Consider the following 22,729-nt stretch of genomic DNA (forward strand, 5'->3'; position numbering starts at 1 on the left):
GCCGCGGGGGAGGGGGATCAGCCGTTCGCCGCGTACTCCCAGAAGGCGCGCATCAGCGGCGGCGGGGTCGGGCCGGCCAGCTCCAGCTGGGTCAGCAGGATCGAGACGGCCCCGGTCGACGGCACGAGGTGCGCCGCCGTACCGGTGCCGCCGACCCAGCCGTAGCGGCCCGGCACGTTCCACGGATCGCGCGCCCGCACGTCGACCGACCCGCCGAAGCCCCAGCCCTGGCCCTCCAGGAAGAGCGCACCCCCCGAGCGCTGGGCCGGAGTCAGCCAATCGGTGGTCATCATGCGCACCGACTCTGGCGACAACAGCCGGCCGCCACCCGCTGCCACGGCCCCTCCGGCGAGCAGCATCCGCGCGAAGGCGTACCAGTCGTCGACGGTCGAGACCAGCCCGCCCGCGGCGGACGGGAACGCCGGCTCACGGCTCCACTGACCGTCGCGGACGTCCACCAGCTCCAAGACGCCGCTCCCGTCGGCGGCCGCCCGGTACTGCTCGGTGAAGCGGCCCAGCGAAGCCGCCGGCACCGCGAAGCCGGTGTCGACCATGCCCAGCGGAGCGAAGACCCGCTCGTCCAGGAACCTGGCCAGGGGCTGCCCCGCGACGCGCGCGATCAATACGCCCAGGATGTCCGAGCACGTGTGGTAGAGCCAGGCCTCGCCCGGCTGGTACAGCAGCGGTATCCGCGACAGCGCCGCCATCCAGGCGTCCGGCGACGCGACGCGCTGCGGCTGCGGGGGCCCCTGGAGCAGCTCGCTGAAGAGCGGGCCGACCGCGGGGAGCGAGAAGTCCTCCGGGAAGCCGTACCCGGCGCGGAAGGTCAGCAGGTCGGACAGGGTGATCGGGCGGAGCGCGGGCACCACGTCGTCGACGGGGCCCGACGGCGTACGGACGACCACCCGGTCGGCCAGCTCCGGCAGCCAGGGCGTGACCGGAGCGTCCAGCGCGAGCAGGCCCTCCTCGACCAGCAACAGGGCCGCAGCGGCGGTGATCGGCTTGGTCAGCGAGGCGATGCGGAAGATCGTGTCCCGGGCGATCGGGGCGCCGCCCCGGGCATCGGAGGACCCCACGGCCGCCACCTCGACCGAGTCCCCGCGGGCCACCAGTGCCACCGCACCCGGCAGCGTCCCCGCGTCCACCGAGGGTTCCAGCATCCCGCGCAGACCGGTCATGTCCCCACGCTCCCCATTCGCGATGCTCGCCGGGCGCGCTCCCGCGGCCGGCCCCTCGGAGGGAGGACTCCCGGGGCCGCCCGAGATCATCGCCCGACCGCGACGCCCTAACGCATGTCCATGCCCGGGTCGTCGATACGGCTCTCCTGCTCGCTCTGCTCCTGCAGCCGGCGGGCCTTGTCCTGGAGCCGCTTGCGGTCCTGCGGGTCGGCGGCGCGCTCGGCCGCCTCGTTCAGCTCCTGCGCCTTGGCGCGCATCTGCCCGGCCCGGCCGCCGGACTCGCCTGCAACGCTCATGATCACTCCTCGGATCGGTGGGGAGAGCGGGCGCACTCAGCGAAGCAGCAGTGCGGCGCGTCCGCATCCCGGGACGCGAGGGGGTGACGGAGCGTGGCGATCCCCGGTCCCGGGAGGCCGGACCGGGGACCGCCGGGGATCCGAAGCACGCCCTAGAAGGGCCCCATGCGCAGCTGCGCCCAGGTGTCGGCGCCGACGATCCCGTCCGCGGTCAGCCCCCGCTGCTGCTGGAAGCGCCGCGTGGCCTCGGCGGTCGCCGCGCCGAAGGTGCCCTCGGGCTCGGCCTGCGACCAGGACACCGGAACGCCCCAGAAGTCCAGCAGGCACTGGGCCTCGCGGACCGTCGCGCCCAGGCTGCCCTGCTGGACGGTGGGGGGAGTGGTGCGGATGTCCCAGCCGCACTGCACACCGGTCAGTGGCCAGTCCGTGCGAGGGCCGCCGTCGGCCGCCGCGGCGACGGAGCCGGCGGGCGTCGCGGAGGCGGTCCCGGCGGCGAGCAGCCCGGCGGCGGGCAGTAGGGCGAGGACGAGCGCCGCGGACGTGGCGGCGCGGCCAAGAGCCTTCATGGGATTCCCGTTTCCTCGTGGGTCGGATGTGATCATCGGACGTGATCACCGGACCGCCAGCGTAGGCGCCGGCGGGGCCGCTCCTGCCCGTGTCGATCCCGGAATGCCGAAAATGGCCTGATCCGATTTCCGGAGTGTCAACTTCCCATATCGGACTGATACGTTCCGCGAGTTGATCTTGCCGGTCGCCCCCGCGTGGCCCGGCGATCCCCTCGTGCAAGGAATCCCACATTGGTCCGCCAGCCGTCACACCGTCATGCCGCGTCGTTCACCCGCGTCGCGCTGTCCGTCCTGCCCGCGCTCCTGCTGGCCCTGGTGCCCGCCCTCCCGGCGGCCGCCGCCGAGACGCCGCACCTGGACTCCGTCGAACGGACGCTCCGCCAGGTCAGCCCCGGCCTCGAAGGCCGTGTGTGGGAGCGCACCGCGGGCAACAGCCTCGACGCGTCCACCCCGGGCGGTGGGGACTGGCTCCTCCAGACCCCCGGCTGCTGGGGCGACGCCACCTGCACCGAGCGCCCCGGGACCCGGCGGCTGCTCGACAAGATGACCGAGAACATCTCCCGGGCCCAGCACACCGTGGACATATCCACCTTGGCGCCGTTCCCCAACGGGGCCTTCCAGGACGCCGTCGTCGCCGGCCTCAAGGCCTCGGCCGCCGCCGGGAACAAGCTCACCGTCCGCGTGCTGGTCGGCGCGGCCCCGCTCTACCACTTCAACGTCGTGCCGTCGAAGTACCGTGACGAGCTGGTGGGCAAGCTCGGCGGCGACGCGCCGAACGTCACGCTCAACGTCGCCTCGATGACCACCTCCAAGACCGGGTTGTCCTGGAACCACTCCAAACTCCTCGTGGTCGACGGCCAGTCGGTCGTCACCGGTGGCATCAACGGTTGGAAGGACGACTACCTCGACACCGCCCACCCGGTGACCGACGTCGACCTCGCGCTGAGCGGCCCCGCCGCCGCGTCCGCCGGGAAGTACCTGGACGAGCTGTGGTCCTGGACCTGCCAGAACAAGGGCAACATCGCCAGCGTCTGGTTCGCCTCCTCCAACGGCGCCGGGTGCCTGCCCGCGCTGGCGCGACCGCAGCCGCGTACGCCCGCGGGCGGTGACGTCCCGGTGATCGCCGTCGGTGGACTCGGCGTGGGGATCCGGCGCGACGACCCGACCTCGACCTTCCGGCCGACCCTGCCCACCGCGACCGACACCAAGTGCGTCGTCGGCCTGCACGACAGCACCAACGCCGACCGCGACTACGACACGGTCAACCCGGAGGAGAGCGCGCTGCGCACGCTCATCTCCAGCGCGGGCGCACACATCGAGATCTCGCAGCAGGACCTCAACGCGACCTGCCCGCCCCTGCCCCGCTACGACGTCCGGACCTACGACGCCCTCGCCGCGCGCCTGGCCGCGGGCGTCAAGGTCCGGATCGTCGTGAGCGACCCCGCCAACCGCGGCGCCGTGGGCAGCGGCGGTTACTCGCAGATCAAGTCCCTCGCCGAGATCAGCGACACGCTCCGCGACCGCCTCGCGCGGGTCACGGGCGACCAGGCCGGCGCCAAGGCCGTGATGTGCTCCGGGCTCCAGCTCGCCACCTTCCGCAGCTCGGCCAACCCGACCTGGGCGGACGGGCGCCCGTACGCCCTGCACCACAAGCTCGTCTCCGTCGACGACGCCGCCTTCTACATCGGGTCGAAGAACCTCTACCCCGCCTGGCTCCAGGACTTCGGCTACGTGGTGGAGAGCCCGGCCGCGGCCGAGCAGTTGCGCACGCAGCTCCTCGCGCCGCAGTGGCAGTACTCCAAGGCGACCGCCACGGTCGACTACGAGCAGGGCATCTGTCGCTGACCTCGGGACATCCGGCGCCACAGCCGGAATGCAGGGCGCACCTTGTTGAGTGACAAGGCCCCTTCGGTCGGCTTCGACCCGCGCTGATCGCGCGGTGCGCCGCGGCCCCCGGGTGGGGGACGCGGCGCACGGCGGAGCGGGGCTCAGTGGAACAGCATCGAGGCGCCGCCGGCGGCCGTGGTGACCGATCCGGGGCACAGGAAGCTCCCCGAGGTCTTGGTCGCGGTGAAGGCCTGGTTGAGGTACTTGCGGGTGGCGCCGTCGCGGTTCCACACGATGTTGGTGGCCTTGTAGCGGCAGGAGATGAAGCTCTGCTTGCCGGTGATGTCGATCGCGTCCGTCTTCGCGACGCCGCTCGCGTCGTCGAAGGCGAAGGCGGGGTTGTTGTTGAGGGTCGCGGTGATGCCGCCCGTACAGGACAGGTTGCCGCCGGGCGTGTTGATGGTGGTGCGGTCGACCGTCAGCGCGGTGGGGGGATTCGCGCTCGTCCTGGCGTTGGTCCAGGTGCAGGTGTTGCCGGCGACCACGATGACGCCGTCGGCCCGCTGGTCCGCGGTGGGGCCGAGGGCGATCGCCGCCGAGGATCCGGCGAGGACCGTGGCGGCGGCCAGGGCGGTCAGGCCCGTCCATTTCCTGATGCTCATCATGTGCTCCTCATTGTCATGTCCTCGTGGGGGTGGACCGACGCGCCGTGGAACGTCCCACAAGGACCTTGAAATGTCAGGCCCATGTCAAGCAATTGGCCGAATGGCTCCCCTCGCGCGGCGGCCGGCGGCGGCGGGCGGGGTGGTGGACGCCGCGGTCGAGGGGTTCGCCGAGCGCGGCCCCGAGGGCGCCCGGATCGCCCGCGTCGCGACCCGGGCGGGCGTCAACAAAGAGCGCATCTACCAGTACTTCGGCTACTTCGGCGGCAAGGGGAAGCTGTTCGTCGCCGTCCTGGAGGCCGAACTGCAGAAGCTCGCCGCCGCGGTACCGCTGGCGCCGGAGCAGGCCGAGGACCTCGGGGACTACGCGGGCCGGATCTTCGACTACCACCAGCGGCACCGCACTTCGTCCGGCTGCTGGCCTGGGAAGGGCTCCGGTGCCAGGACCGGGTGGCCGCCGCCCAGTGCGAACGCACCGACCACTACGACGAGAAGATCGCGGCCATCGCCGCCGCGCGGCGCGCGGCCCTGGTCGACGCGGTCCGCCGCCTCACGGCCTGACGGCCCGGTCGCTCGTCGTGCGGGCCGCGCGTCGCAGGGTCGGGCCGCGCGTCAGACGGTGACGACGGACTTGCCCCGGACGCGGTGCTCCGCCAGGCTCCGCACGGCTTCGGGTGCCTCGCTCAGCGGGTACGTCCGGTCCAGGGCCGGGGTCAGTCGGCCGGCGTCGACGAAGCCGGCGAGCACGTCGAGGTCCTCGTACCGCTCCACCGCGGCCATCGGGCGCAGCCGTTGGCCGACGAAGGGCGAGAGCAGCACGGCCCGGAGCAGCCGGCCCATCCCGCCCGACCAGCGGCCGCCGGCCTCGTTGCCCACCAGGACCAGCGTCCCCCGGGGCGTGAGGGCCCGCCGCAGCCGGGTCACGGGCCTGCCGCCCGCGATGTCGAGGACGAGGTCGTAGCGGTCCGGCGCCCCGCCCGCCGCGCCCGTACCCGGCCCCGCGCCGATCTCGGTGCGCGTGTAGTCGATGACGTGGTCCGCGCCGAGCGAGCGGACCAGGTCGGTCTTGGCGGTCCCGCACACCCCGGTGACCTCCGCGCCGTACGCCTTGGCGAGCTGCACGGCGTACGACCCCACGCCCCCGGAGGCCCCGATGACCAGCACCTTGTGCCCCGCGCGGATGCCCCCGCTGTCGCGCAGGGCCTGGAGGGCGGTGAGCCCGGACACCGGCAGCGCGGCGGCCTGCTCGAAGCTCAAGGAGGGCGGCTTCAGGGCGAGTTTGGCCTGCGGCGCGCAGGCGTACTCGGCGAAGGCGCCCTTGCCCATGCCGAACACCTCGTCGCCCGGCCGCAATCGCGTCACGTGCGCCCCGACCGCCTCGACCGTGCCCGCGAGGTCCATGCCGGGTATGCGGTACTTGGGTCGGCGGAGCCCGTAGCCCATCAGTCGGATCAGATAAGGCGTCCCCGTCATCAGGTGCCAGACCCCGGCGTCGACCCCGGCCGCGCGCACCCGTACGAGGACGTCGTCGTCGCCGGGGACGGGCCGCTCGACGGCGGTGTCGAAGCACATCGCGTCGGCCGAGCCGTACGCGTCCTGGACGATGGCCCTCATGACCCCTCGCTTCTCTCGTCGGTGGTGCCGTCGGTGTGGGTGTCGGTCTCCGTGCCGGCCCCGGACGCGTCGTCGTCCGGGTACTGGAAGACCGTGTCGAGCGGGACCCGGAAGACGCGGGCGATCTGGAAGGCCATCTGGAGCGAGGGGGAGTAGCGCCCCTTCTCGATGGCGATGACGGTCTGGCGCGTCACGCCGATCCGGTCCGCGAGCTCCGCCTGGGTCATCTCCCCGTGCGCGAACCGCAGGGCGCGGATGCTGTTGGTGACCTCCGTGGGCTTCACCATGGCTGGAAGCCCCGCCGGTAGGCGGCGATCTTGGCCATGGAGCCGAGGACCGCCGACAGGACGAAGGCCAGGTAGACGGCGTTGGCGATCCAGAAGTAGTCCAGCTCGGCCATCGCCATCAGGAGCGCCGCCACCGAGCCGATGACGACGAACGACTGCCCGATGTGCTCGCCGAACCGGCTGATCTCCCGGTCGCGTTGGTCCGTGCGCCGGCCGCTCCCGGGGGAGCCGATGCCCAGGGCGATGTTGACCGCGATCGTCGCGGCGATCGAGCCGCCGATCGACCACAGCATCAGCGGTACGTACGGCACGTCCGCGGGGGAACCGCTCCCTGCCCGCACCAGCACCAGGGACAGGTACACCGCGTACGCCGCGACGGCCACCAGCCCCATGGTCCAGGCGCGCTTCTCTTCGAACGACACGTGCACCCTCCGATCCCGATCCCGCTCCTGTGTAAAGCATCTTTGACACGATGAACGTAAGGTCTGCTTGACCTCGTGTCAATGTTTCTTTACTTCATGCGGCGCGTGGGCGGATCTGGGCGCGGGTGTGACCCGCCCGGGTGATATGAGGGGCGTTGAGGTGGAACGGATCGTCCGGTGTGGCTGTCTACCCTGTCGCGCACCTGAAGCGGTGCGCCCCGGACCCGGGGGTCCGGCCCGGAACATCGCAGAGAGCAGTTCTGATCCGTGAGTCTGATGAGTAACGCGTTCCTGGTGACCATCCTGCTGGGTACGGTGCTGGTGTTCGCGGCCGGTGTGTGGCTGTGGCCGCGGCTCGCGCGGCGCAGCTGGCGGGCCGTGCTCGGTCGCGTCGGCCTGATCCTCACCGCGCAGGTGCTCGTGCTGGCCTCGGTCGGGCTGGTGGCGAACCGGCACTTCCTGCTCTACGCCGGGTGGGGCGACCTGTTCGCCGGACAGAAGACGGAGGCCGCCCAGCAGGGCGACGGCCTGCCCGGTGGCGTCGCGGTCAAGGTCCTCGGCCGGCAGAAGCCCGAGGTGCCCGGCGGCGCCGACCCCCGGTCGGCCGGGGTGATCGAGAAGGTCATGCTGAAGGGCGAGCGGTCCCGGCAGGGCGGCGAGGCGTACGTCTACCTGCCCCCGGAGTACTTCCAGAAGGGCAACGAGCACCGGAAGTTCCCCGCGGCGGTCGTCCTCACCGGCTACCCGGGCATGGCCGAGAACCTGGTGCGCAATCTGAAGTACCCGCGGACGGCGTGGACGCTGGCCAAGGAGAAGAAGATGCCGCCGACGATCCTGGTGATGATGCGGCCGACCGTCGTGCCCTTCAACTCGCAGTGCATCGACATCCCGGGCGGCCCGGCGACGGAGACCTTCTTCGGGACCGATCTTCCCCGGACGATCGCGGGCGCCTACCGGACCGGCACCCAGGCGCGCGACTGGGGCATCATGGGCGACTCCACCGGCGGGTACTGCGCGCTGAAGATGGGACTCCAGCACCAGGAGACGTACTCCGTGGCGATCGGCCTGTCGGCCGACTACAAGCCCGAGGTGGACGCCCAGTCCGGCGACCTCTTCCACGGGGACAAGAAGCTGGAGAAGCGTTCCGACCTGATGACGAACCTGGAGAAGCTGCCGAAGGGCAAGTCCTCCTTCCTGGTCACCACCTCGCTCATCGGGGAGTCGAACCTCAAGCCGACGCGGGAGTTCGTCGAGAAGGTGAAGGACCGCGCGAACGTCTCGTCGATCACCCTCGACAGCGGCGGGCACGGCTTCAACACCTGGCGCCGGGAGATCCCGCCGGCGATGGAGTGGATGGGCGCCCGTCTGGGCAAGTGACCCCCCCCCGCCGGGTCAGGAGCCGGGGGGAGGAGCGGGGGTGGGGGCGGGGGCGCGGAGGGCCTGGCGGACCGACCACAGGACCGAGACCAGCGGCACCGCCACCACCGCGCCCACCACCCCCGCGGCGATGGCCCCCGCGATCACCGACAGGGCCACCACCACCGGGTGCAGGCTCACGGCCCAGCTCATCACCAGCGGATGCAGCAGGTGCCCCTCGATCTGGCCGATGACCACGATCAGCACGACCACCAGGCCGGCGACCAGCGGCCCCTTGACGGCCAGTGCCACGATGGCGGCCACGGCCAGCGCCACCGGGGACCCGATCAGCGGGATGAAGGCGGCGAAGAACTCCAGCAGGGCGAGCGGCACCGCGAGCGGCACGCCCAGCAGGAGCAGCGCGACGCACACGAGCACGGCGTTGGTGGCGGCCACCAGCACGATGCCGTGGGTGTATCCGGTGAAGGTCCGCCACGCGGCCCGGCCCCCGTCCGCGAGCCGCTGCCGCGCGTCCGTGGGGAACTGGGCGCAGAACCACGCCCACTGCCGGTCGCCCGAGTGGATGAAGAAGACCGAGCAGAAGAGGGCCAAGGCGATGACCGTCAGCGCCTGCACCAGCCTCCCCGCGCCGGTCACGGCGGTGTCGAGCAGCGTGGAGCGATGGCTTGAGAGGTACGAGCCGATCCGGGCCTGTAGGTCGCTGAGCGCATGCGGGTCCAGCCGGAACGGTGCCCGCTCCAGCCACGGTTCGATCCGTGCCAGCCCGTCCCGGAACTCCGCGATCAGGTCGGTCCACTGGCTGGCCACCGTCTCGCCGACGAACGCCAGCGCGCCGAGGACCAGCACGATGGAGCCGATCAGGGCGCAGGCCACCGCCAGCGGCCGCGGTAGCCACCGGGCCAGCAGGTCGGCGGGCGGTCGCAGGAGCGCCGTCGCGACGAGCCCGAGGAAGACGGCGAGCCCGATCTCGTGGAAGCGCCCGAGCACCACGAAGACGCCGTAGGCCACGGCGGCCACGACCAGCAGCCGCCACGCGTAGGCGGCGGCCGTGCGCAGCACGGGCGACACGCGCGCCGCCCCCGCCGGGTACGTCCGGTACCGCGCGGGTGCCGCGGACATCCGCGGCCGCCCGCGCCGTCCGGCGGCGCGGCGGGGCGTGCGCGCCGAGCGCGTCGTGCCGCGCCTGGTCGCGGTGGGCTGCCGCTGCCGGTGATCCGCCATGAGGTCATCAAAGGGCCGGCGCCCCGCCTCCGCCTCACGGGCGGGCCCGACCGTTGGCCCCAATGGCCCCCTACGCTCGCGCGCCGCACGGCCGCGGTGTCCGCTGGAAGGGTGAACCGCGCACCCGGTGCCCGCTGGTGGGCCGACCTGCCCCCGGCGGCGGGCGCCGCCGTCATGGCCGCCGGCATCATCTCCGTCGGCCTGCACCTGACCGGGCACGGCGTGCCGTCGCTCGTCGCACTGGCCGTCGCCGGAGCCCTGTGGTGCGTACTCGCCGCCGACTTCGCGGTCCGGCTGCTCGCCGACCGCGGCCGCTTCCGGTCCGAGGCCGACACTCCGGCGGCGCTCACCGCCGTCGCCGCCACCACGGTGCTCGGCGCCCGGCTGTCCCTGCTGGGCTGGCGGCCGGCCGCCGTCGTCCTGTTGGCGCTGGCCGTGCTGCTCTGGCCCGGGCTGATGCTCGCGGTCCTGCGACACCGGCGCCGGGGAGAGACGGGGGTGGCGTTCCTCGTCTGCGTCGCCACCCAGGGAGTGGCCGTCCTGGCGGCCGTGGTCGCCGCCGACCGCGGTCAGGACTGGCTCGCGCGGGTGGCGCTCGGCGCGTTCTGCCTCGGGCTGCTGTGCTACGTCGAGGCCCTGGTGCGGTTCGACTTCCGCGAGGTGCTGCACGGCGCGGGCGACCAGTGGGTGGCGGGCGGCGCGCTCGCCATCTGCGCCCTCGCCGGTTCCACCCTCACGGCCTCACCCGTATGGGGAGGCGGGGCGCACGAAGCCCTGCGTACCGCCACTCTGGTCACGCTCGGCCTCTCGCTCGCCTGGTACGTCGTCCTGCTGGCCGCCGAAGCGGCCCGGCCGCGCCCGCGCTACGACATCCGGCGCTGGGCCACCGTGTTCCCGCTCGGCATGACCGCCGCGTCCTGCCTCTCGGCGGCCGGACCGACCGGCGTGGGGTGGCTGCGCCCCCTCGGCGAGATCCTGCTCTGGATCGCGCTGGCGGCCTGGCTGCTGACCTTCACGGCCCTGGCCAGGACCCACCCCGGGGCCGGCCGCGCCCCCTGACCCGCACCGCCCGGTCCGACCGGTGGTCCGGCGCACCGCGTCGGCGCACCGGACCACCGGTCGGGCCGGTCGGGCCAGGCGGCCCGGTCGGTCAGTCGGACATGTCCCGGCCGCGTCCGGGGCCTTCGACACCGGCCCGGCCGAACTGCTCGTCCAGCACCGACAGCCGACGCCAGTACTCGTCCTCGTCGATCTCGCCGGTGGCGAACCGCCGGCCGATGATCACGATGGGGGAGTTCTCGCCGTAGGGAACGCGACCGGCGGCCGCCCACGGGGCGCGACCACCGCGCCGGCCGCGCCAGACGGTGCGGCGCAGCACCGTGACCACGGTGAAGATCACGGCCGCCCAGACCAGCGGGAAGAACAGGATCCACGGGCCGGGCCCGTCGTACGCCAGGGTGTTCATCACGACTGCGCTCCTCGGAAAGGGGTTGATCCGTCACCCCGAGCCTCGCCCCGGGAGGGCGCCCCGGTCGTCGTACCCCCGGCGGCACCGCGCGTACCCCCGGGGGAGTAGCCGGGCGGGCCGAGCGACGCCCGCCGGTCGCGAGGGGTCCGGCCTCCGCCGTGCCCGGGTCAGCCGAGCCAGCCGGGGCGTACCAGCCCCGACTCGTAGGCCAGTACGACCAGTTGCGCCCGGTCGCGGGCGCCCACCTTCACCATCGCCCGGCTGACGTGCGTCTTGGCCGTCAGCGGACTGACCACCAGGCGGCGGGCGATCTCCTCGTTGGAGAGCCCCATGCCCACCAGGGCCACCACCTCGCGCTCCCGCTGGGTCAGCCGCCGCAGTTCCCCGGCCACGGCCGGGTCCCGCGGAGCCTTCGAGCGGGCCGCGAACTCCGCGATCAGACGGCGCGTCACGCCGGGGGAGAGCAGGGCGTCGCCCGCCACCACCGACCGTACGGCGCGCAGCAGTTCCTCCGGCTCGGTGTCCTTGACCAGAAACCCGCAGGCCCCGCCGCGGATCGCCTCGAAGACGTACTCGTCCAGCTCGAAGGTGGTCAGCATGACCACCTTGACGGCGGCCAGCGCGGGGTCCCCGGTGATCGCACGGGTGGCGGCCAGCCCGTCGAGCACCGGCATCCGGATGTCCATCAGGGCGATGTCGGGACGCAGGGCGCGCGCCATGGCGACGGCCTCGGCCCCGTCGGCGGCCTCGCCGGCCACCTCGATGTCCGGCTGCGCGTCGAGCAGGGCGCGGAAGCCGGCCCGTACGAGCTGTTGGTCGTCGGCGAGCAGCACCCGCACCGGTGGCCGGTGGTCCGCGGTCGTCCCGTTCATGGGCCTCAGGCTACGGCCCGGGCGCCGGCCTCCCGGGGCGTCCCCGCTCACGCCCGCTCCCCGTGCACATCCGCTCCCGCGTCCGCGCCGGTGTCCCGTGGCAGCCGGGCCACGACCCGGAAACCGCCGTCCGGTCGCGGTCCGGCCTCGATGGAGCCGCCCCGGTCCGCGGCCCGTTCGCGCATGCCGGTCAGCCCGTTGCCGCTGCCGCCCGGGTCGCCGCCCGTCGCCGGTCCGTCGTCGTCGACCCGGAGCTCCAGTGCGCCGGGTGGGCGGCTGATGCGGACCCGCGCCGTGCGGGAACCGGAATGCCGCACCACGTTGGTCAGCGCCTCCTGGACGATCCGGAACGCGGCCAGGTCCGTGCCCGGTGACAGGCCGCGACCGTCGGCGGCGCCCTCCAGGGAGACCGTGAGCCCGGCCGACGCGGCCTGGGCGAAGAGCTCGGGGAGCCGGTCGAGTCCGGGAGCGGGCGTACGGGGCGCCGCGCCCGGGGCGCGCAAGGTGTCCAGTACCTGGCGGACCTCGCCCAGGGCCTCCTTGCTGGCGGCCTTGATGGTGCGCAGTGCGGTTCGGGCCTGCTCGGGATCGGAATCCAACAGCGCCAGCCCCACCCCGGCCTGCACGTTGATCACGGAGATGCTGTGGGCCAGGACGTCGTGCAGTTCGCGGGCGATCCGCAGCCGCTCCTCGTCCGCCCGGCGCCGCTCCGCGACCGCCCGTTCGGCCCGTTCGCGGGCCCGCTGCTCCCGGCGCACGCGCACCACCTCGGACGCGGCGAGCAGGGCCAGCACCCAGGCGATGACCGGGCCCTCGGTCGCCCACGGAGCCGGCCCGTCCCCGGCGGGCGGCAGCCACCGGTAGAGCCAGTGCGCGATCGCCAGGTGCCCCGCCCAGAGCAGCCCGACGGAGGTCCAGGCGGCGTACCGGTGCCCGGCGACCACGGCGGACAGGCAGGCGACGGCCACGCCGAAGAAGACCGGACCGTAGGGGTAACCGCCCGCCAGGTAGCCGAGCGTGACCGCGCAGACCCCGCCCACCACGGCCGCCGGGTACCGGCGGCGCAGGACGAGCAGGAGCGGACCGAGGAGCAGCAGGATCCGGCCGGGCCAGCCCAGGGGTTCCCGGTCCGGTTGCAGGTGCTCCACCCAGCCCGTGCCCACCTGCGCGACCACGGCGACCAGCAGGGCGGTCCGCCAGGGCGGACCGAGCCGCATCCGGGTCCTGGTCCTGGTCCGCCGCGCCCCACGCTCCCGCCGTTCCTCCATGCGGCCACGCTAGAGGGCCTCGGGGCCCCGCGTCGTCCGCCGGGCGGTGCGGGTGGGCGTACTCCCCGCGGAGTACGTCTCATCGACGCGCTCGACGTGGCCCTCGTCCTGTCCTTCGTCCTGTCCTTCGTGTCGGCGTCCCCGCTGCGCACACCGGGCCGCTCAGACGTCATCGGCACCCTCGGGCTCGCCGCCACCCTGGTGGGGCGCTGCTCGCGATCGCTCAGGGGGCGGAGTGGGGTGGGGCCGCGGCGCGCACGCCCGGGCTCCAGCGGCTGATCGGCGGCGGGGCCTGACGCCCGGGCCCGACGGCCGGGCCCGGCGCGACGCCCGGGCCCGCCGTCCTCCCGCTCACTCGAAGCGGCTGGGGTCGCCCGCTCCGCGGCGCACGATCTCCGCCTCGCCGCTGGAGAAGTCGATGACCGTGGTCGGCTGCGTCCCGCACTCTCCCGAGTCGAGGACGATGTCGACGACGTGGTCGAGACGGTCCTTGATCTCCCAACCCTGGGTCATCGGCTCGGGCTCGTCCGGCAGGAGCAGCGTGCTCGACAGCAGCGGTTCGCCGAGCTCGGCGAGCAGCGCCTGGGTGACGACGTGGTCGGGGATGCGTACGCCGACCGTCTTCTTCTTGGGGTGCTGGAGCTGGCGCGGCACCTCCTTCGTCGCGGGGAGGATGAAGGTGTAGCTCCCCGGCGTGGCCGCCTTGATCGCGCGGAAGACGTCGTTGTCGACGTAGACGAACTGGCCCAGCTGCGCGAAGTTCTGGCACACCAGGGTGAAGTGGTGGCGGTCGTCGAGCTGGCGGATCGAACGGATCCGGCCGACGCCGGCCTGGTTGCCCAGCTGGACGCCCAGTGCGTAGCAGGAGTCCGTGGGGTACGCGACGAGCTGGCCCGCGCGGATGCCGTCGGCGACGCTGCTGATCGTGCGTTGCTGGGGGTTTTCGGGGTGTACATCGAAATACTTCGCCATCCGCCGAGCCTACGTGATCAGCGGCGCCCCGCACCCCGCTGACCACGGGGGGCCGTGCGTTCGGACCGTCCGCGTGCGGAGCGCAGTAAATCGAGCAGATGTTCGGATCGCGCGGTACGCTCGACCCATGCGCGGCCTCCACGGACTCCAGGGTTCCCTCTTCGACCAGAGCGACGAAACGGCGCTCGGCCCGCTCGCCGGCCTGCGGCGCACCCTGCTCGGGGCCGGTGCCTGGGTCGACCACCTGCCCGGCTGGCTGACCGGCGCGGACGCCCTGTTCGAAGGGCTGGCCGCCGACGTGCCCTGGAAGGCCGAGCGGCGGCAGATGTACGACCGCGAGGTGGAGGTGCCCCGGCTGCTCGCCTTCTACGGGGCCGACGACCCGCTGCCCCACCCCGTCCTCGTCACGGCCCGGGACGCGCTGGGCCGGCACTACGCCGCCGAGCTGGGCGAGCCCTTCGTCACCGCCGGCCTGTGCCTCTACCGGGACGGGCGCGACAGCGTCGCCTGGCACGGGGACCGCACCGGGCGCTCCTCGACCGAGGACACCATGGTCGCGATCGTCTCCGTCGGCGACCCGCGGGACCTGGCCGTCCGCCCCCGCGACGGCGGTCCGACCCTGCTGCGGTTGCCGCTCGGCCACGGTGACCTCGTGGTCATGGGCGGTTCCTGCCAGCGGACGATGGAGCACGCGATCCCGAAGACCGCCCGCGCCGTCGGCCCCCGGATCAGCATCCAGTTCCGCACCCGCGGGGTGCGGTGAAGGCGCGACCCCGCGGCGCTGGTCGCAACTGAGCGGCCGGGGCGCTCCGCAGGGCCGTCCAACCGGTGGAAGCCCCCGTCGCCGGGGCCCCGGGGCGGGCAGGATCATCATCACGAGCACCACACCGCACCGGATTCCCGCCCCGCACCCGCACCCGAGAGGTTCCCGTGACGAACGTCGACGTCCCCGGCTCCAAGTCCATCACCGCGAGGGCCCTGTTCCTCGCCGCCGCCGCCGAGGGGACCACCACCCTGCTGCGCCCGCTGCACTCGGACGACACCGAGGGCTTCGCGGAGGGCCTGACGGCCCTGGGCTACCGCGTCGAACGGCAGCCGGGGTCCTGGACCATCGAGGGGCGCCCCGACGGACCGGCGCCGGCCGAGGCCGACGTGTACTGCCGCGACGGCGCCACCACCGCCCGGTTCCTGCCCACGCTGGTGGCCGCCGCCGCCCGGGGCGAGTACCGGTTCGACGCCTCCGCCCAGATGCGCCGACGCCCCGTGGCCCCGCTGACCCGGGCGCTGCGGGAACTGGGGGTCGACGTACGGCACGGTGACGTCGAGGGGCACCACCCGCTGACCGTCACCGCGCGCGGGGTCAAGGGCGGCGAACTCACCCTGGACGCCGGGGAGTCCTCGCAGTACCTCACCGCCCTGCTGATGCTCGGCCCGCTGACGGAGACGGGCCTGCGGATCTCCGTCACCCGGCTGGTCTCGGAGCCGTACGTCGACATCACCACCACCATGATGCGGGCGTTCGGGGTGGAGGTCGGGCGCGAGGACACCGCCGGGGGCAGGATCTACACCGTGCCGCCCGGCGGGTACCGGGCCGCCGCCTACCCCGTCGAGCCGGACGCCTCGACCGCGAGCTACTTCTTCGCGGCGGCCGCCCTCACGGGCCGCGAGGTCACCGTGCCCGGCCTCGGCCGCGACGCCCTCCAGGGGGACCTGCGCTTCGTCGAGGTCCTGGAGCGCATGGGCGCCACCGTGCGGATCGCGGGCGACCGGACGACCGTGGCCGGCACCGGTGGACTGCGCGGCGTGAGCGTCAACATGCGGGACATCTCCGACACGATGCCCACGCTGGCGGCCATCGCGCCCTTCGCCTCGGGACCGGTGCGCATCGAGGACGTCTACAACACCCGGGTCAAGGAGTGCGACCGTTTGGAGGCCTGCGCGCAGAACCTGCGGAGCCTGGGCATCGACGTCGCCACCGGGCGGGACTGGATCGAGATCGCCCCGGGCGTTCCCCGGCCCGCGCGGATCACCACCCACGGGGACCACCGGATGGTGATGTCCTTCGCCGTGACCTCGCTGCGCACGCCCGGCATCACCTTCGACGACCCCGGTTGCGTGCGCAAGACCTTCCCGGAGTTCCACACCGCCTTCGCGGCGCTCCGCGCGGGCTGGGCCGAAGCGCCGGCGTAGGTCGCGGCCGCAGGGGGAGCGCCCGGATCCTTTGCCCTACGGTCGACCGGCGGCCGGCCCGTCCCGGATAACGTCGCGGACATCCAACGACCGTGACGACAGCGGCCGGTGACCGCACCGGGCCGGTAGGAGAAGTGTGCCGTGAGCCTGATCAACCTGATCGACACCGCGACGGACCTTCCCGACGCGTGGAGTTCCCGCGTCGTCGGGGAGGTGGGCGCCGCCCGCGTGAAGGTCCTGCGGATGGACGGGCTGCCCGTCGAGGTGGAGCGGCACGAGGGGCCCGAAGCCCTGCTCGTCCTCGACGGGCACCTCGCGCTCGACGTCGACGGCCGCCCGGTGACGGTGGCGCCCGGCGAGGTCTACGTGGTCCCGGCCGGCGCGCCCCACGCGGTCCGCCCCGGCAGCCGGGGCACCCTCGTGATCGTGGAGAGCCGGGCGCTCGGCGCGCCCGGCGCCGGCCTCAGCTGATGAGGAAGCCCGGGGCCGGAAGGTCGCGGTGGAAGGTCAGGCGGTCCCACGTGGGGTAGGCGAGGTCGGTGACCGTGAGCAGCCGTCCCGCGGCGTCGTGCAGGGTGCGGCGCACGGACAGGCCGCTGGCCGCGGTGGGGGCCGACGGGTGCGTGGTGCGGGTCATCGTGATCGTCTCGGCGGTCCGGGCGGTCGTCGCGATCCGCTCCAACCACCCGTGCAGCGGCCGCAGGTCCTCGTCGCGGGGCGCGGTGGCCGCCCGGTCGCGGTAGCCCGCCAGCTCCGGGGTCCCGGCGACGGCGGCCGGACAGAGGTACGTCACGGCCTGGTGCAGGGTCTCGCCCGAGGGGCCGAGGGTGCGGTGGTGGTGCACCAGGGTGCGTTCGCCGCCGCTCATGGAGAGCAGGGCGGCGAGCGAGGGCGCCACGGTCACGTGCGTCAGCCAGTTCTGGCTCGGGGCGGCGGGAACCGGCTGTCGTTCGGGGCGTGCGGGCGGTTGGACCGCCGTCACCGACCGGGTGCCGCGTCGGCCGGTCACGATCAGGCCGTCCTCGCGCAGGTGTTGCAGGGCGGCCCGGACGGTCTGGCGGTTCACCTGGTAGCGGGCGGCCAGGACGCGCTCGGAGTCCAGCTTGGCGCCGGGGGTGCGGGCGGTGCGCTCCAGTTCCTGCCGCAGCGCTGCCGCGATCCGCTGGTACTTGGGCATGACGGCGGGGCCGTCACCCCGCGAAGGGGAGGGCATGGCTTCTCCTCGGACGGGTGGTCAAGGACTGCGCGGTCTGCTGAACCAACGTAGCAGTGGTCTATACCTTTCGGTGAGTAGGTGTTCGGCAACCGAACGGGTTTGGCCGGAACGGAACCCAGGCCGCCGCCCCGGGGATAGCGTGGCGGTGGCCTCAACCCGGGCTCGCTCGCGGCCCGGTCCCGGCGCACGAGGGGGCAGGACAGTGGTGGACACGGCCCACGGCACGGCGGCGGAGTTCGCCGGCTTCTACCGCACGCACACCGCACGGCTCGTCGCGTTCCTGCTGGTGCGCGGCGCCGCCCCGGACGCCGCCGCGCGGCTCGCCCAGGCCGCGATGGCCGCGGCGAGGGACTGGACGGCCGTCGACGCCGCCGCACCGGAGCCGCCGGGCGGCCCCGCCCCGGGCCGTGACCGCGCGGCGGAGACCCGGGCGTGGACCTACCGGGTCGCCCTCGCGGGGCTGGAGAGATCGGCGGCCGCGGACCCGGGCGGGGTGGCCGGGTCCGTGCCCTCGGCCGGTGGGCCGCTGGCCCCCGGAGCGCGGGAGGCGGTCGCCCACGGCGGGGGGAAGACCCTCACCGACCGGTTGGCCGGTCTCGAACCGCGCCGCCGCCGGGTGATCGCGCTGACGACGGCGGGGTGCGCGCCGGGCGAGATCGGCTACGAGCTGCTCCTGCCGACGGGCAAGGTCCACCGGACGCTGCGGTCCGTGGCGCGGCTGCTGGGGGAACCGACCGAGGACGCGCTGACCGCCCGGCTCACCGCCGCGCTGGACGAGCTGGCCGCCGTACTGGACGGCGTGCTCGACCTGGACGCGGGGCTGGCCGAACTCGGACGCCGCGGTGACGCGGGCCCGTACGGCGCCGGTTGCGCCCGCGGCTTCCCCGGGGCCTGGGGGCTCGATCCGCGGCTCCCGGTCCCGCCCTGGGCCGCCCCCGCGCCACCCGCCCCCGCCGCCGCCGCGGAACCCGGCGGCGGCCCCGGGGAGCCGCTGCGCGCCTACGCCGCGGAACTGGCCGGGCGCGACGGACCCCACCGGGCCGCCGTGCGCGGGCACCTGCCCGTGGCCGAGCTGGCCGCCGTACGCCTCGGTGCGCTCTTCGCCTTCCACACCGACCGGTTCCGCAAGGACGCCGAGGCCTCGTGGTACCGGGACTCCCGGGTCGACTTCCCCGCCGTCGACGCCCGGGCCTTCGCCGACGCGCTGACCCGGGACGTCACCCGGGCCGGCGCCGCCTTCGACGCCGTGTCCGGACCCGGCGCCGCGGCCCCGCGCCGGGCGAGCGGCCTCGCGTCATGGCTGTCGCACGACGAGCCCGGCTCGATCGAGGTCTCGTACGGGGGCATCGAGCTGGCCGTCGCCCTGGCGGAGTTCCGCGCCGGCGCCCTCGCCGGGGCGCTGCGCACCCTGTCCCCGTCCGGCGCGCCCGACGACGGCGCCCTCTACCGGGCGTTGGAGCGGGCCGAGCTGCCGGTCCGGCTGTCGATCGGCCGCTTGCGCCACCTCGAAGCCGACCTCTCCCTGGCCGAATCGACCCTGCCCGAGGGCTACTACGTCGACATGACCCGCGACTTCGCCGCCGACGACGCACTCAACCGCGACCTGATCCACGGGGTGGACGCGATCGAGCGGACCCTCGCGGACGGCGCAGGGGGCTGACGCGCGGGCCGTCGTAGGGTGGGCGCCATGCCGGAGAACGCAGGGGTCGCAGGAACCGCAGGGGCCGCACCGGTCGGGGAGCCGCGACGGGTCGGTGCTCCCGACGGCGTCGACACCGCCCGGATCGTCTACGGGTGCATGGCGCTCGGCGGCAGTTGGGGCACGGACCCCTACGGGCCCGCGGACGTCGACGAGGCCGAGGCGGTGATCGAAGCGGCGCTGGAGAGCGGGATCAGCGTCTTCGACCACGCCGACATCTACCGGCGGGGGAAGGCGGAAGCCGTCTTCGGTGAGGTGCTGAGCCGCACGCCGGGCCTGCGCGCACGCGTCACCCTCCAGACCAAGTGCGGCATCCGGCTGGCCGACGGGGACCGCCCCGGCCGCTACGACCTGCGCGCCACGGCCATCCTCCAGCGCGTCGAGGAGAGCCTCGGCCGCCTGCGCACCGACGTCATCGACGTGCTGCTGCTGCACCGCCCCGACCCCCTGGCCGACCCCGAGGACGTCGCCGGGGCGCTCACCTCGCTCCGACGGCAGGGGCTCGTGCGCGGCTTCGGCGTGTCGAACATGAGCGCCGCTCAGATCGCCGCCCTCCAGGCCCACCTGGACTTCCCGCTCGTCGTCAACCAGCTGGAGATGAGTCTGGACCGGCGCGACTGGGTGGAGGACGGCGTCCTCGTCAACACCGCCGCCGCCGCGGCGAACGGCTTCCCCACCGGGACGCTCGAATACTGCCGGGCCCACGACGTCCGCCTCCAGGCGTGGGGCGCGCTGGCCCAGGGCCGCTTCACCGGGCGGCAGGAGACCGAGGAGCAGCACGCGACGGCGCGCCTCGTCCGCTCGCTCGCCGAGGCGAAGGGCACCACGCCGGAGACCGTCGTGCTCTGGTGGCTGCAACGCCACCCGGCCCGGATCGCCCCGGTCGTGGGCACGGGTCGCCCGGAGCGGATCCGTGCCTGCCGCGACGCCGCGCGACGGGAGCCCGACCTCTCCCACGACGAGTGGTACGACCTGTGGCTCACGGCCCGCGGCGCCCCGCTGCCGTAGCGCTAAGGGGACGTCTGCGCGGCGGTGAGGCCGCTCTCGCCGCCCCAGGTGAAGGTGAGCCCGCCCGCGCGCGCCGCGTGTTCGAGCTGGCTCTGCAGGACGCTCATCGCGATGCTGGCGGCCTGTAGGCCGTCCACGCCGTGGATCTCGTAGACGATCGAATCGTCGATCCCCTCGATCCGGCAGGGGCAGATCCAGTCCCCGTCGGGATCGCCCTCCGGACGCGGGGCGCCGAGCTGGAGCGAGACGGTGAAGGGCGCGCCGTTCTCGGGCACCGCCTCCAGCGTGCGGTGGGCGATGACGGGGCCGAGGGTGTCGCTGTCGGGCATGGTCGCTCCTGTGATCCGCATCCGGGCCGTCGGTTCGCGGAGCCCGGAGGTATGTCTGGAGGTGCTCGGGGTCGGCACGGGCGGCCGCGGCCACCCGTGCCGACGACCGTACTCCAGAAAAGCGGAATATCTGGTTCCCTCAGCCGGGCCTGTCGTCAACGTCCCACGTCAGACGGCACGCCCGGCGCCGGGTGCGGCCGGAACACGCCCTAGAAGTACACGTTCCAGGTGACGGCCACCGAGGACGACCGGCCCGCGGCGTCGGTCACGGTCACGGTGCTGCGGCCGAAGCCCCAGGTGGTCGGGGAGCCGGTGATGAGGCCGGTCGAGGGGTTGACGCGCAGCCCCGCCGGCAGGCCGGTCGCCTTGAAGGCGTACGGCGTGCTCCCGCCGGTGGCCTGGAGCGCGAGGCTGACCGGCTTGCCGATGTAGGCGACCTGGTTGCCCGGGTCGCGCAGCACCGGGCCGGTGCCGTTCGCCGGGGTGATCGTCCAGGTGAAGGAGGCGGAACCGGCCTTGCCCGCGCGGTCGGTGGCGGTCACCGTGACCTGGAACGAACCGGCGGCGGTCGGGGTGCCCGTGACGGTCCCGGTGGCCGCGGCGATGGCCAGGCCGCCGGGCAGGCCGGAGGCGGTCCAGGTGTAGGGCGCCGTGCCGCCCTCCGCGGCGTTGCGCAGCTCGACCGCGGCGCCGACGGCGCCGGACTGCGCGGATACGGCGGCCACGGTGACGCCGCCGGGCTGCGGGGTGGAGGTGACCAGGCTCGCGCCGAAGGTGCTCAGGGCCTCGTTCACGGGCTGGAAGATGGTGAACTTCTCGCCGGAGCCCGAGGTGCAGGTGGCGCTGCCGCCACCGGAATGCAGGCCGACCGCCTTGCCGCCGCTCGCGGTGACGTAGGAGCCGCCCGAATCGCCGCCGGCGGAACAGGCGCTGGAGTAGGACAGGCCGTCGATGACCACGTTGCCGTAGTCGACGCTCTGGTCCACCTTGGTGACCTCGCCGCACCGCATCCCGGTGGTCTGGCCGGACCGGCATATCGCGGTGCCGACCACGGCGTCCGCGGAGCCCGTGAGGGTGACGTCGCCCTGCCCGTACCCCGACACGGTGGGCACCACGTTCCAGCCGGGCTGGTCCACGTCGACGATCCCCATGTCCCCCTGACGGGCGTTGACGCTGCCCGTGCCGTTCCTGTTGGACGTGCCGACCCGGGTGCCGTCCTTGCCGTACGCGGCCTGGTCGGCGTCGTTGGTGCAGTGACCCGCGGTCAGGAAGGCCTTGGTGCCACCGCTGGTGCGGGTGACGGGGAAGCCGATGGAGCAGGGGCTCTCCGTACCCGGGACCCACTTCTCGCCGCCGACGACGTCCGCCTGCTGGCGCGGGTGCTCGGCGCTCTCGGCGATCCGGACGATCGGTCCGAGGGTGGCGACCCGGGTCAGGAAGGCGGCGGTGGAGGCGTCGCCCGCCGTGCGGTCCACGGTGACGGTGACGCGGTTGTCCCGCGCGTCCGGGCCCCAGGAGAGCACGCCCGGCACGCCGGCGCCCACGCTACGGGTCACCGCGCGGGCGGCGGCGTCGAGTTCGGCGCGGCCGTAGCGCACCTGCCGGGCCACGGCTCCGGCCGCGCGCACGGTCGCCGCGTCCGCGGCGTCGGTGACGGCGACGCCCAGCAGCCCGGTGGCCGGGTCGAACCACAGCCCGGCGACCCGGTCGCCGACCCGTCCCCGCACCAGCGTGGCGGCCCGCGCGGCGGCGGCCTCGTCCGCGACGCGGGCGCGCACCTCGTCGGCGGAGAGGTGGAGGTCGCGCTGCATCGACCGCAGGACCAGGGGCGATACGGAGGCGGCGGGTGCGGTCCGAGCGGCGGGGCTCGCGCCGGCGGGCAGGACCCCCAGTCCGCCGAGGACGACGGCCGCGACGGCCGTCGTGACGGCGGCCCGCAGGGGCCCGGTGGGCAGAGTGCGCATGACGATCCCTTCGTGGGGGGCGTGCCGGTGCGATCGCCCGGCACGGAGGCCGGACCCGCGGGGGGAGCCGCGGAGCCGAGACCTGGGAACGGCCAACAGCGTCCGCCGGAAGGGGCGTTGGGAGCATCGGAGGAATCCCTTGCAGCTCCCGAGGGCCCGTCTCGACCCGCGGCCCCCACTGGTCGGCGGCCCGCCTCTTGCCGCGGGGGGGGGGGGGGGGGGGGGGGGGGGGGGGGGGAGGGGGGGGAGAAGGGGGGGAGGGGGGGGGTGGGGGGGGGGGGGGGGGGGGCGGG

General features: G+C 74.2%; 24 protein-coding genes and 1 pseudogene. 10 read left to right on the forward strand and 15 right to left on the reverse strand.

Annotated elements, in window-relative coordinates:
- Positions 1 to 17 precede the first annotated feature (17 nt).
- The 3 genes from ACZ4UB_RS03660 to ACZ4UB_RS03670 form a co-directional block, all read right to left on the reverse strand.
- Positions 18 to 1,178 (reverse strand): serine hydrolase domain-containing protein, encoded by a 1,161-nt coding sequence (locus tag ACZ4UB_RS03660; RefSeq protein ID WP_468068005.1) that lies wholly within the window; start codon positions 1,176 to 1,178, stop codon positions 18 to 20.
- A gap of 107 nt (positions 1,179 to 1,285) precedes the next feature.
- Complete coding sequence (locus tag ACZ4UB_RS03665; RefSeq protein ID WP_399257288.1) at positions 1,286 to 1,474, reverse strand: DUF6381 family protein; 189 nt, start codon at positions 1,472 to 1,474, stop codon at positions 1,286 to 1,288.
- Between the two features lie 152 nt (positions 1,475 to 1,626).
- Positions 1,627 to 2,040 (reverse strand): peptidoglycan-binding domain-containing protein, encoded by a 414-nt coding sequence (locus ACZ4UB_RS03670; protein WP_468068006.1) that lies wholly within the window; start codon positions 2,038 to 2,040, stop codon positions 1,627 to 1,629.
- Positions 2,041 to 2,271: 231 nt separating this feature from the next.
- Between ACZ4UB_RS03670 and ACZ4UB_RS03675 the strand changes: the two genes are divergently transcribed.
- On the forward strand, positions 2,272 to 3,885 hold the full coding sequence (locus ACZ4UB_RS03675) for a phospholipase D-like domain-containing protein (protein WP_468068008.1): 1,614 nt from the start codon (positions 2,272 to 2,274) through the stop codon (positions 3,883 to 3,885).
- 143 nt (positions 3,886 to 4,028) lie between these two features.
- On the opposite strand, the gene ACZ4UB_RS03680 is transcribed toward ACZ4UB_RS03675, so the two are convergent.
- A complete protein-coding gene (locus tag ACZ4UB_RS03680) occupies positions 4,029 to 4,529 on the reverse strand; it encodes a hypothetical protein (RefSeq protein ID WP_468068009.1) in 501 nt (166 codons plus the stop codon).
- A 103-nt stretch (positions 4,530 to 4,632) separates the two neighbouring features.
- On the opposite strand from ACZ4UB_RS03680, the pseudogene ACZ4UB_RS03685 reads away from it, so the two are divergent.
- Both ACZ4UB_RS03685 and ACZ4UB_RS03690 read left to right on the forward strand, forming a co-directional pair.
- A pseudogene (locus ACZ4UB_RS03685) lies at positions 4,633 to 4,758 on the forward strand (TetR/AcrR family transcriptional regulator); the annotation flags it as partial.
- A gap of 221 nt (positions 4,759 to 4,979) precedes the next feature.
- Positions 4,980 to 5,090, forward strand: coding sequence for a hypothetical protein (locus tag ACZ4UB_RS03690; protein WP_468068010.1), 111 nt, complete (start codon positions 4,980 to 4,982; stop codon positions 5,088 to 5,090).
- A gap of 51 nt (positions 5,091 to 5,141) precedes the next feature.
- Here ACZ4UB_RS03690 and ACZ4UB_RS03695 read toward each other — a convergent pair whose 3' ends face one another.
- Genes ACZ4UB_RS03695 through ACZ4UB_RS03705 form a run of 3 tightly spaced genes read right to left on the reverse strand, consistent with a single transcriptional unit; the run spans position 5,142 to position 6,852 of the window.
- The gene (locus ACZ4UB_RS03695; protein WP_468068011.1) at positions 5,142 to 6,143 is read right to left on the reverse strand and encodes an NAD(P)-dependent alcohol dehydrogenase; all 1,002 of its coding nucleotides are present in this window, start codon (positions 6,141 to 6,143) and stop codon (positions 5,142 to 5,144) included.
- Positions 6,140 to 6,430, reverse strand: a complete 291-nt coding sequence (locus ACZ4UB_RS03700; RefSeq protein ID WP_468068012.1) for a helix-turn-helix transcriptional regulator — start codon at positions 6,428 to 6,430, stop codon at positions 6,140 to 6,142. Before ACZ4UB_RS03700 ends, ACZ4UB_RS03695 begins: the two co-directional genes overlap by 4 nt.
- Positions 6,424 to 6,852 (reverse strand): hypothetical protein, encoded by a 429-nt coding sequence (locus ACZ4UB_RS03705; protein WP_468068014.1) that lies wholly within the window; start codon positions 6,850 to 6,852, stop codon positions 6,424 to 6,426. The genes ACZ4UB_RS03700 and ACZ4UB_RS03705 overlap by 7 nt, the downstream gene beginning before the upstream one ends.
- A 267-nt stretch (positions 6,853 to 7,119) precedes the next feature.
- Here ACZ4UB_RS03705 and ACZ4UB_RS03710 point away from each other — a divergent pair, with 267 nt between their 5' ends.
- On the forward strand, positions 7,120 to 8,229 hold the full coding sequence (locus ACZ4UB_RS03710; RefSeq protein ID WP_468068015.1) for an alpha/beta hydrolase: 1,110 nt from the start codon (positions 7,120 to 7,122) through the stop codon (positions 8,227 to 8,229).
- Between the two features lie 15 nt (positions 8,230 to 8,244).
- Here the strand turns inward: ACZ4UB_RS03710 and ACZ4UB_RS03715 are convergent, their stop codons facing one another.
- The gene (locus ACZ4UB_RS03715; protein ID WP_468068180.1) at positions 8,245 to 9,348 is read right to left on the reverse strand and encodes an AI-2E family transporter; all 1,104 of its coding nucleotides are present in this window, start codon (positions 9,346 to 9,348) and stop codon (positions 8,245 to 8,247) included.
- Between the two features lie 213 nt (positions 9,349 to 9,561).
- On the opposite strand from ACZ4UB_RS03715, the gene ACZ4UB_RS03720 reads away from it, so the two are divergent.
- Positions 9,562 to 10,509, forward strand: coding sequence for a tellurite resistance/C4-dicarboxylate transporter family protein (locus ACZ4UB_RS03720; protein WP_468068016.1), 948 nt, complete (start codon positions 9,562 to 9,564; stop codon positions 10,507 to 10,509).
- Positions 10,510 to 10,600: 91 nt separating this feature from the next.
- Here the strand turns inward: ACZ4UB_RS03720 and ACZ4UB_RS03725 are convergent, their stop codons facing one another.
- The 4 genes from ACZ4UB_RS03725 to ACZ4UB_RS03740 all read right to left on the reverse strand — a co-directional run bounded on the left by ACZ4UB_RS03725 (position 10,601) and on the right by ACZ4UB_RS03740 (position 14,030).
- Positions 10,601 to 10,915, reverse strand: coding sequence for an SHOCT domain-containing protein (locus tag ACZ4UB_RS03725; RefSeq protein WP_468068017.1), 315 nt, complete (start codon positions 10,913 to 10,915; stop codon positions 10,601 to 10,603).
- Positions 10,916 to 11,085: 170 nt separating this feature from the next.
- Positions 11,086 to 11,790: a response regulator gene (locus ACZ4UB_RS03730; protein WP_468068019.1), complete on the reverse strand. Its 705-nt coding sequence runs from the start codon at positions 11,788 to 11,790 to the stop codon at positions 11,086 to 11,088.
- 47 nt (positions 11,791 to 11,837) lie between these two features.
- Positions 11,838 to 13,058: a sensor histidine kinase gene (locus tag ACZ4UB_RS03735; RefSeq protein WP_468068020.1), complete on the reverse strand. Its 1,221-nt coding sequence runs from the start codon at positions 13,056 to 13,058 to the stop codon at positions 11,838 to 11,840.
- Positions 13,059 to 13,409: 351 nt separating this feature from the next.
- On the reverse strand, positions 13,410 to 14,030 hold the full coding sequence (locus tag ACZ4UB_RS03740) for an L-threonylcarbamoyladenylate synthase (RefSeq protein ID WP_467964963.1): 621 nt from the start codon (positions 14,028 to 14,030) through the stop codon (positions 13,410 to 13,412).
- Positions 14,031 to 14,157: 127 nt separating this feature from the next.
- On the opposite strand from ACZ4UB_RS03740, the gene ACZ4UB_RS03745 reads away from it, so the two are divergent.
- The 3 genes from ACZ4UB_RS03745 (at position 14,158) to ACZ4UB_RS03755 (ending at position 16,691) form a co-directional block, all read left to right on the forward strand.
- A complete protein-coding gene (locus ACZ4UB_RS03745; protein WP_468068021.1) occupies positions 14,158 to 14,793 on the forward strand; it encodes an alpha-ketoglutarate-dependent dioxygenase AlkB in 636 nt (211 codons plus the stop codon).
- Positions 14,794 to 14,960: 167 nt separating this feature from the next.
- Positions 14,961 to 16,220, forward strand: coding sequence for a 3-phosphoshikimate 1-carboxyvinyltransferase (gene aroA / locus ACZ4UB_RS03750; protein WP_468068022.1), 1,260 nt, complete (start codon positions 14,961 to 14,963; stop codon positions 16,218 to 16,220).
- A gap of 141 nt (positions 16,221 to 16,361) precedes the next feature.
- Positions 16,362 to 16,691 (forward strand): cupin domain-containing protein, encoded by a 330-nt coding sequence (locus tag ACZ4UB_RS03755; RefSeq protein WP_468068023.1) that lies wholly within the window; start codon positions 16,362 to 16,364, stop codon positions 16,689 to 16,691.
- Here the strand turns inward: ACZ4UB_RS03755 and ACZ4UB_RS03760 are convergent.
- Positions 16,684 to 17,433, reverse strand: a complete 750-nt coding sequence (locus ACZ4UB_RS03760) for a GntR family transcriptional regulator (protein WP_468068024.1) — start codon at positions 17,431 to 17,433, stop codon at positions 16,684 to 16,686. The genes ACZ4UB_RS03755 and ACZ4UB_RS03760 overlap by 8 nt on opposite strands.
- A gap of 208 nt (positions 17,434 to 17,641) precedes the next feature.
- On the opposite strand from ACZ4UB_RS03760, the gene ACZ4UB_RS03765 reads away from it, so the two are divergent.
- Together ACZ4UB_RS03765 and ACZ4UB_RS03770 are read left to right on the forward strand one after the other, a co-directional pair.
- On the forward strand, positions 17,642 to 19,096 hold the full coding sequence (locus ACZ4UB_RS03765; RefSeq protein WP_468068025.1) for a hypothetical protein: 1,455 nt from the start codon (positions 17,642 to 17,644) through the stop codon (positions 19,094 to 19,096).
- 27 nt (positions 19,097 to 19,123) lie between these two features.
- Positions 19,124 to 20,143 (forward strand): aldo/keto reductase, encoded by a 1,020-nt coding sequence (locus ACZ4UB_RS03770; RefSeq protein ID WP_468068026.1) that lies wholly within the window; start codon positions 19,124 to 19,126, stop codon positions 20,141 to 20,143.
- A gap of 2 nt (positions 20,144 to 20,145) precedes the next feature.
- Here the strand turns inward: ACZ4UB_RS03770 and ACZ4UB_RS03775 are convergent, their stop codons facing one another.
- Together ACZ4UB_RS03775 and ACZ4UB_RS03780 are read right to left on the reverse strand one after the other, a co-directional pair.
- Positions 20,146 to 20,472, reverse strand: coding sequence for a DUF6968 family protein (locus tag ACZ4UB_RS03775; RefSeq protein WP_468068027.1), 327 nt, complete (start codon positions 20,470 to 20,472; stop codon positions 20,146 to 20,148).
- 209 nt (positions 20,473 to 20,681) lie between these two features.
- Positions 20,682 to 22,436, reverse strand: a complete 1,755-nt coding sequence (locus tag ACZ4UB_RS03780; RefSeq protein WP_468068028.1) for a putative Ig domain-containing protein — start codon at positions 22,434 to 22,436, stop codon at positions 20,682 to 20,684.
- Between the last annotated feature and the right edge of the window lie 293 nt (positions 22,437 to 22,729).

The sequence above is a fragment of the Streptomyces sp. NPDC028419 genome (assembly GCF_055565515.1).

Coding starts and splice junctions, on each gene's coding strand:
- ACZ4UB_RS03660 (WP_468068005.1), bottom strand. CDS start 1,178: ATGACCGGTCTGCGCGGGATGCTGGAACCCTCGGTGGACGCGGGGACG.
- ACZ4UB_RS03665 (WP_399257288.1), bottom strand. CDS start 1,474: ATGAGCGTTGCAGGCGAGTCCGGCGGCCGGGCCGGGCAGATGCGCGCC.
- ACZ4UB_RS03670 (WP_468068006.1), bottom strand. CDS start 2,040: ATGAAGGCTCTTGGCCGCGCCGCCACGTCCGCGGCGCTCGTCCTCGCC.
- ACZ4UB_RS03680 (WP_468068009.1), bottom strand. CDS start 4,529: ATGAGCATCAGGAAATGGACGGGCCTGACCGCCCTGGCCGCCGCCACG.
- ACZ4UB_RS03695 (WP_468068011.1), bottom strand. CDS start 6,143: ATGAGGGCCATCGTCCAGGACGCGTACGGCTCGGCCGACGCGATGTGC.
- ACZ4UB_RS03700 (WP_468068012.1), bottom strand. CDS start 6,430: ATGGTGAAGCCCACGGAGGTCACCAACAGCATCCGCGCCCTGCGGTTC.
- ACZ4UB_RS03715 (WP_468068180.1), bottom strand. CDS start 9,348: ATGTCCGCGGCACCCGCGCGGTACCGGACGTACCCGGCGGGGGCGGCG.
- ACZ4UB_RS03725 (WP_468068017.1), bottom strand. CDS start 10,915: ATGAACACCCTGGCGTACGACGGGCCCGGCCCGTGGATCCTGTTCTTC.
- ACZ4UB_RS03730 (WP_468068019.1), bottom strand. CDS start 11,790: ATGAACGGGACGACCGCGGACCACCGGCCACCGGTGCGGGTGCTGCTC.
- ACZ4UB_RS03735 (WP_468068020.1), bottom strand. CDS start 13,058: ATGGAGGAACGGCGGGAGCGTGGGGCGCGGCGGACCAGGACCAGGACC.
- ACZ4UB_RS03740 (WP_467964963.1), bottom strand. CDS start 14,030: ATGGCGAAGTATTTCGATGTACACCCCGAAAACCCCCAGCAACGCACG.
- ACZ4UB_RS03745 (WP_468068021.1), top strand. CDS start 14,158: ATGCGCGGCCTCCACGGACTCCAGGGTTCCCTCTTCGACCAGAGCGAC.
- ACZ4UB_RS03760 (WP_468068024.1), bottom strand. CDS start 17,433: ATGCCCTCCCCTTCGCGGGGTGACGGCCCCGCCGTCATGCCCAAGTAC.
- ACZ4UB_RS03770 (WP_468068026.1), top strand. CDS start 19,124: ATGCCGGAGAACGCAGGGGTCGCAGGAACCGCAGGGGCCGCACCGGTC.
- ACZ4UB_RS03775 (WP_468068027.1), bottom strand. CDS start 20,472: ATGCCCGACAGCGACACCCTCGGCCCCGTCATCGCCCACCGCACGCTG.
- ACZ4UB_RS03780 (WP_468068028.1), bottom strand. CDS start 22,436: ATGCGCACTCTGCCCACCGGGCCCCTGCGGGCCGCCGTCACGACGGCC.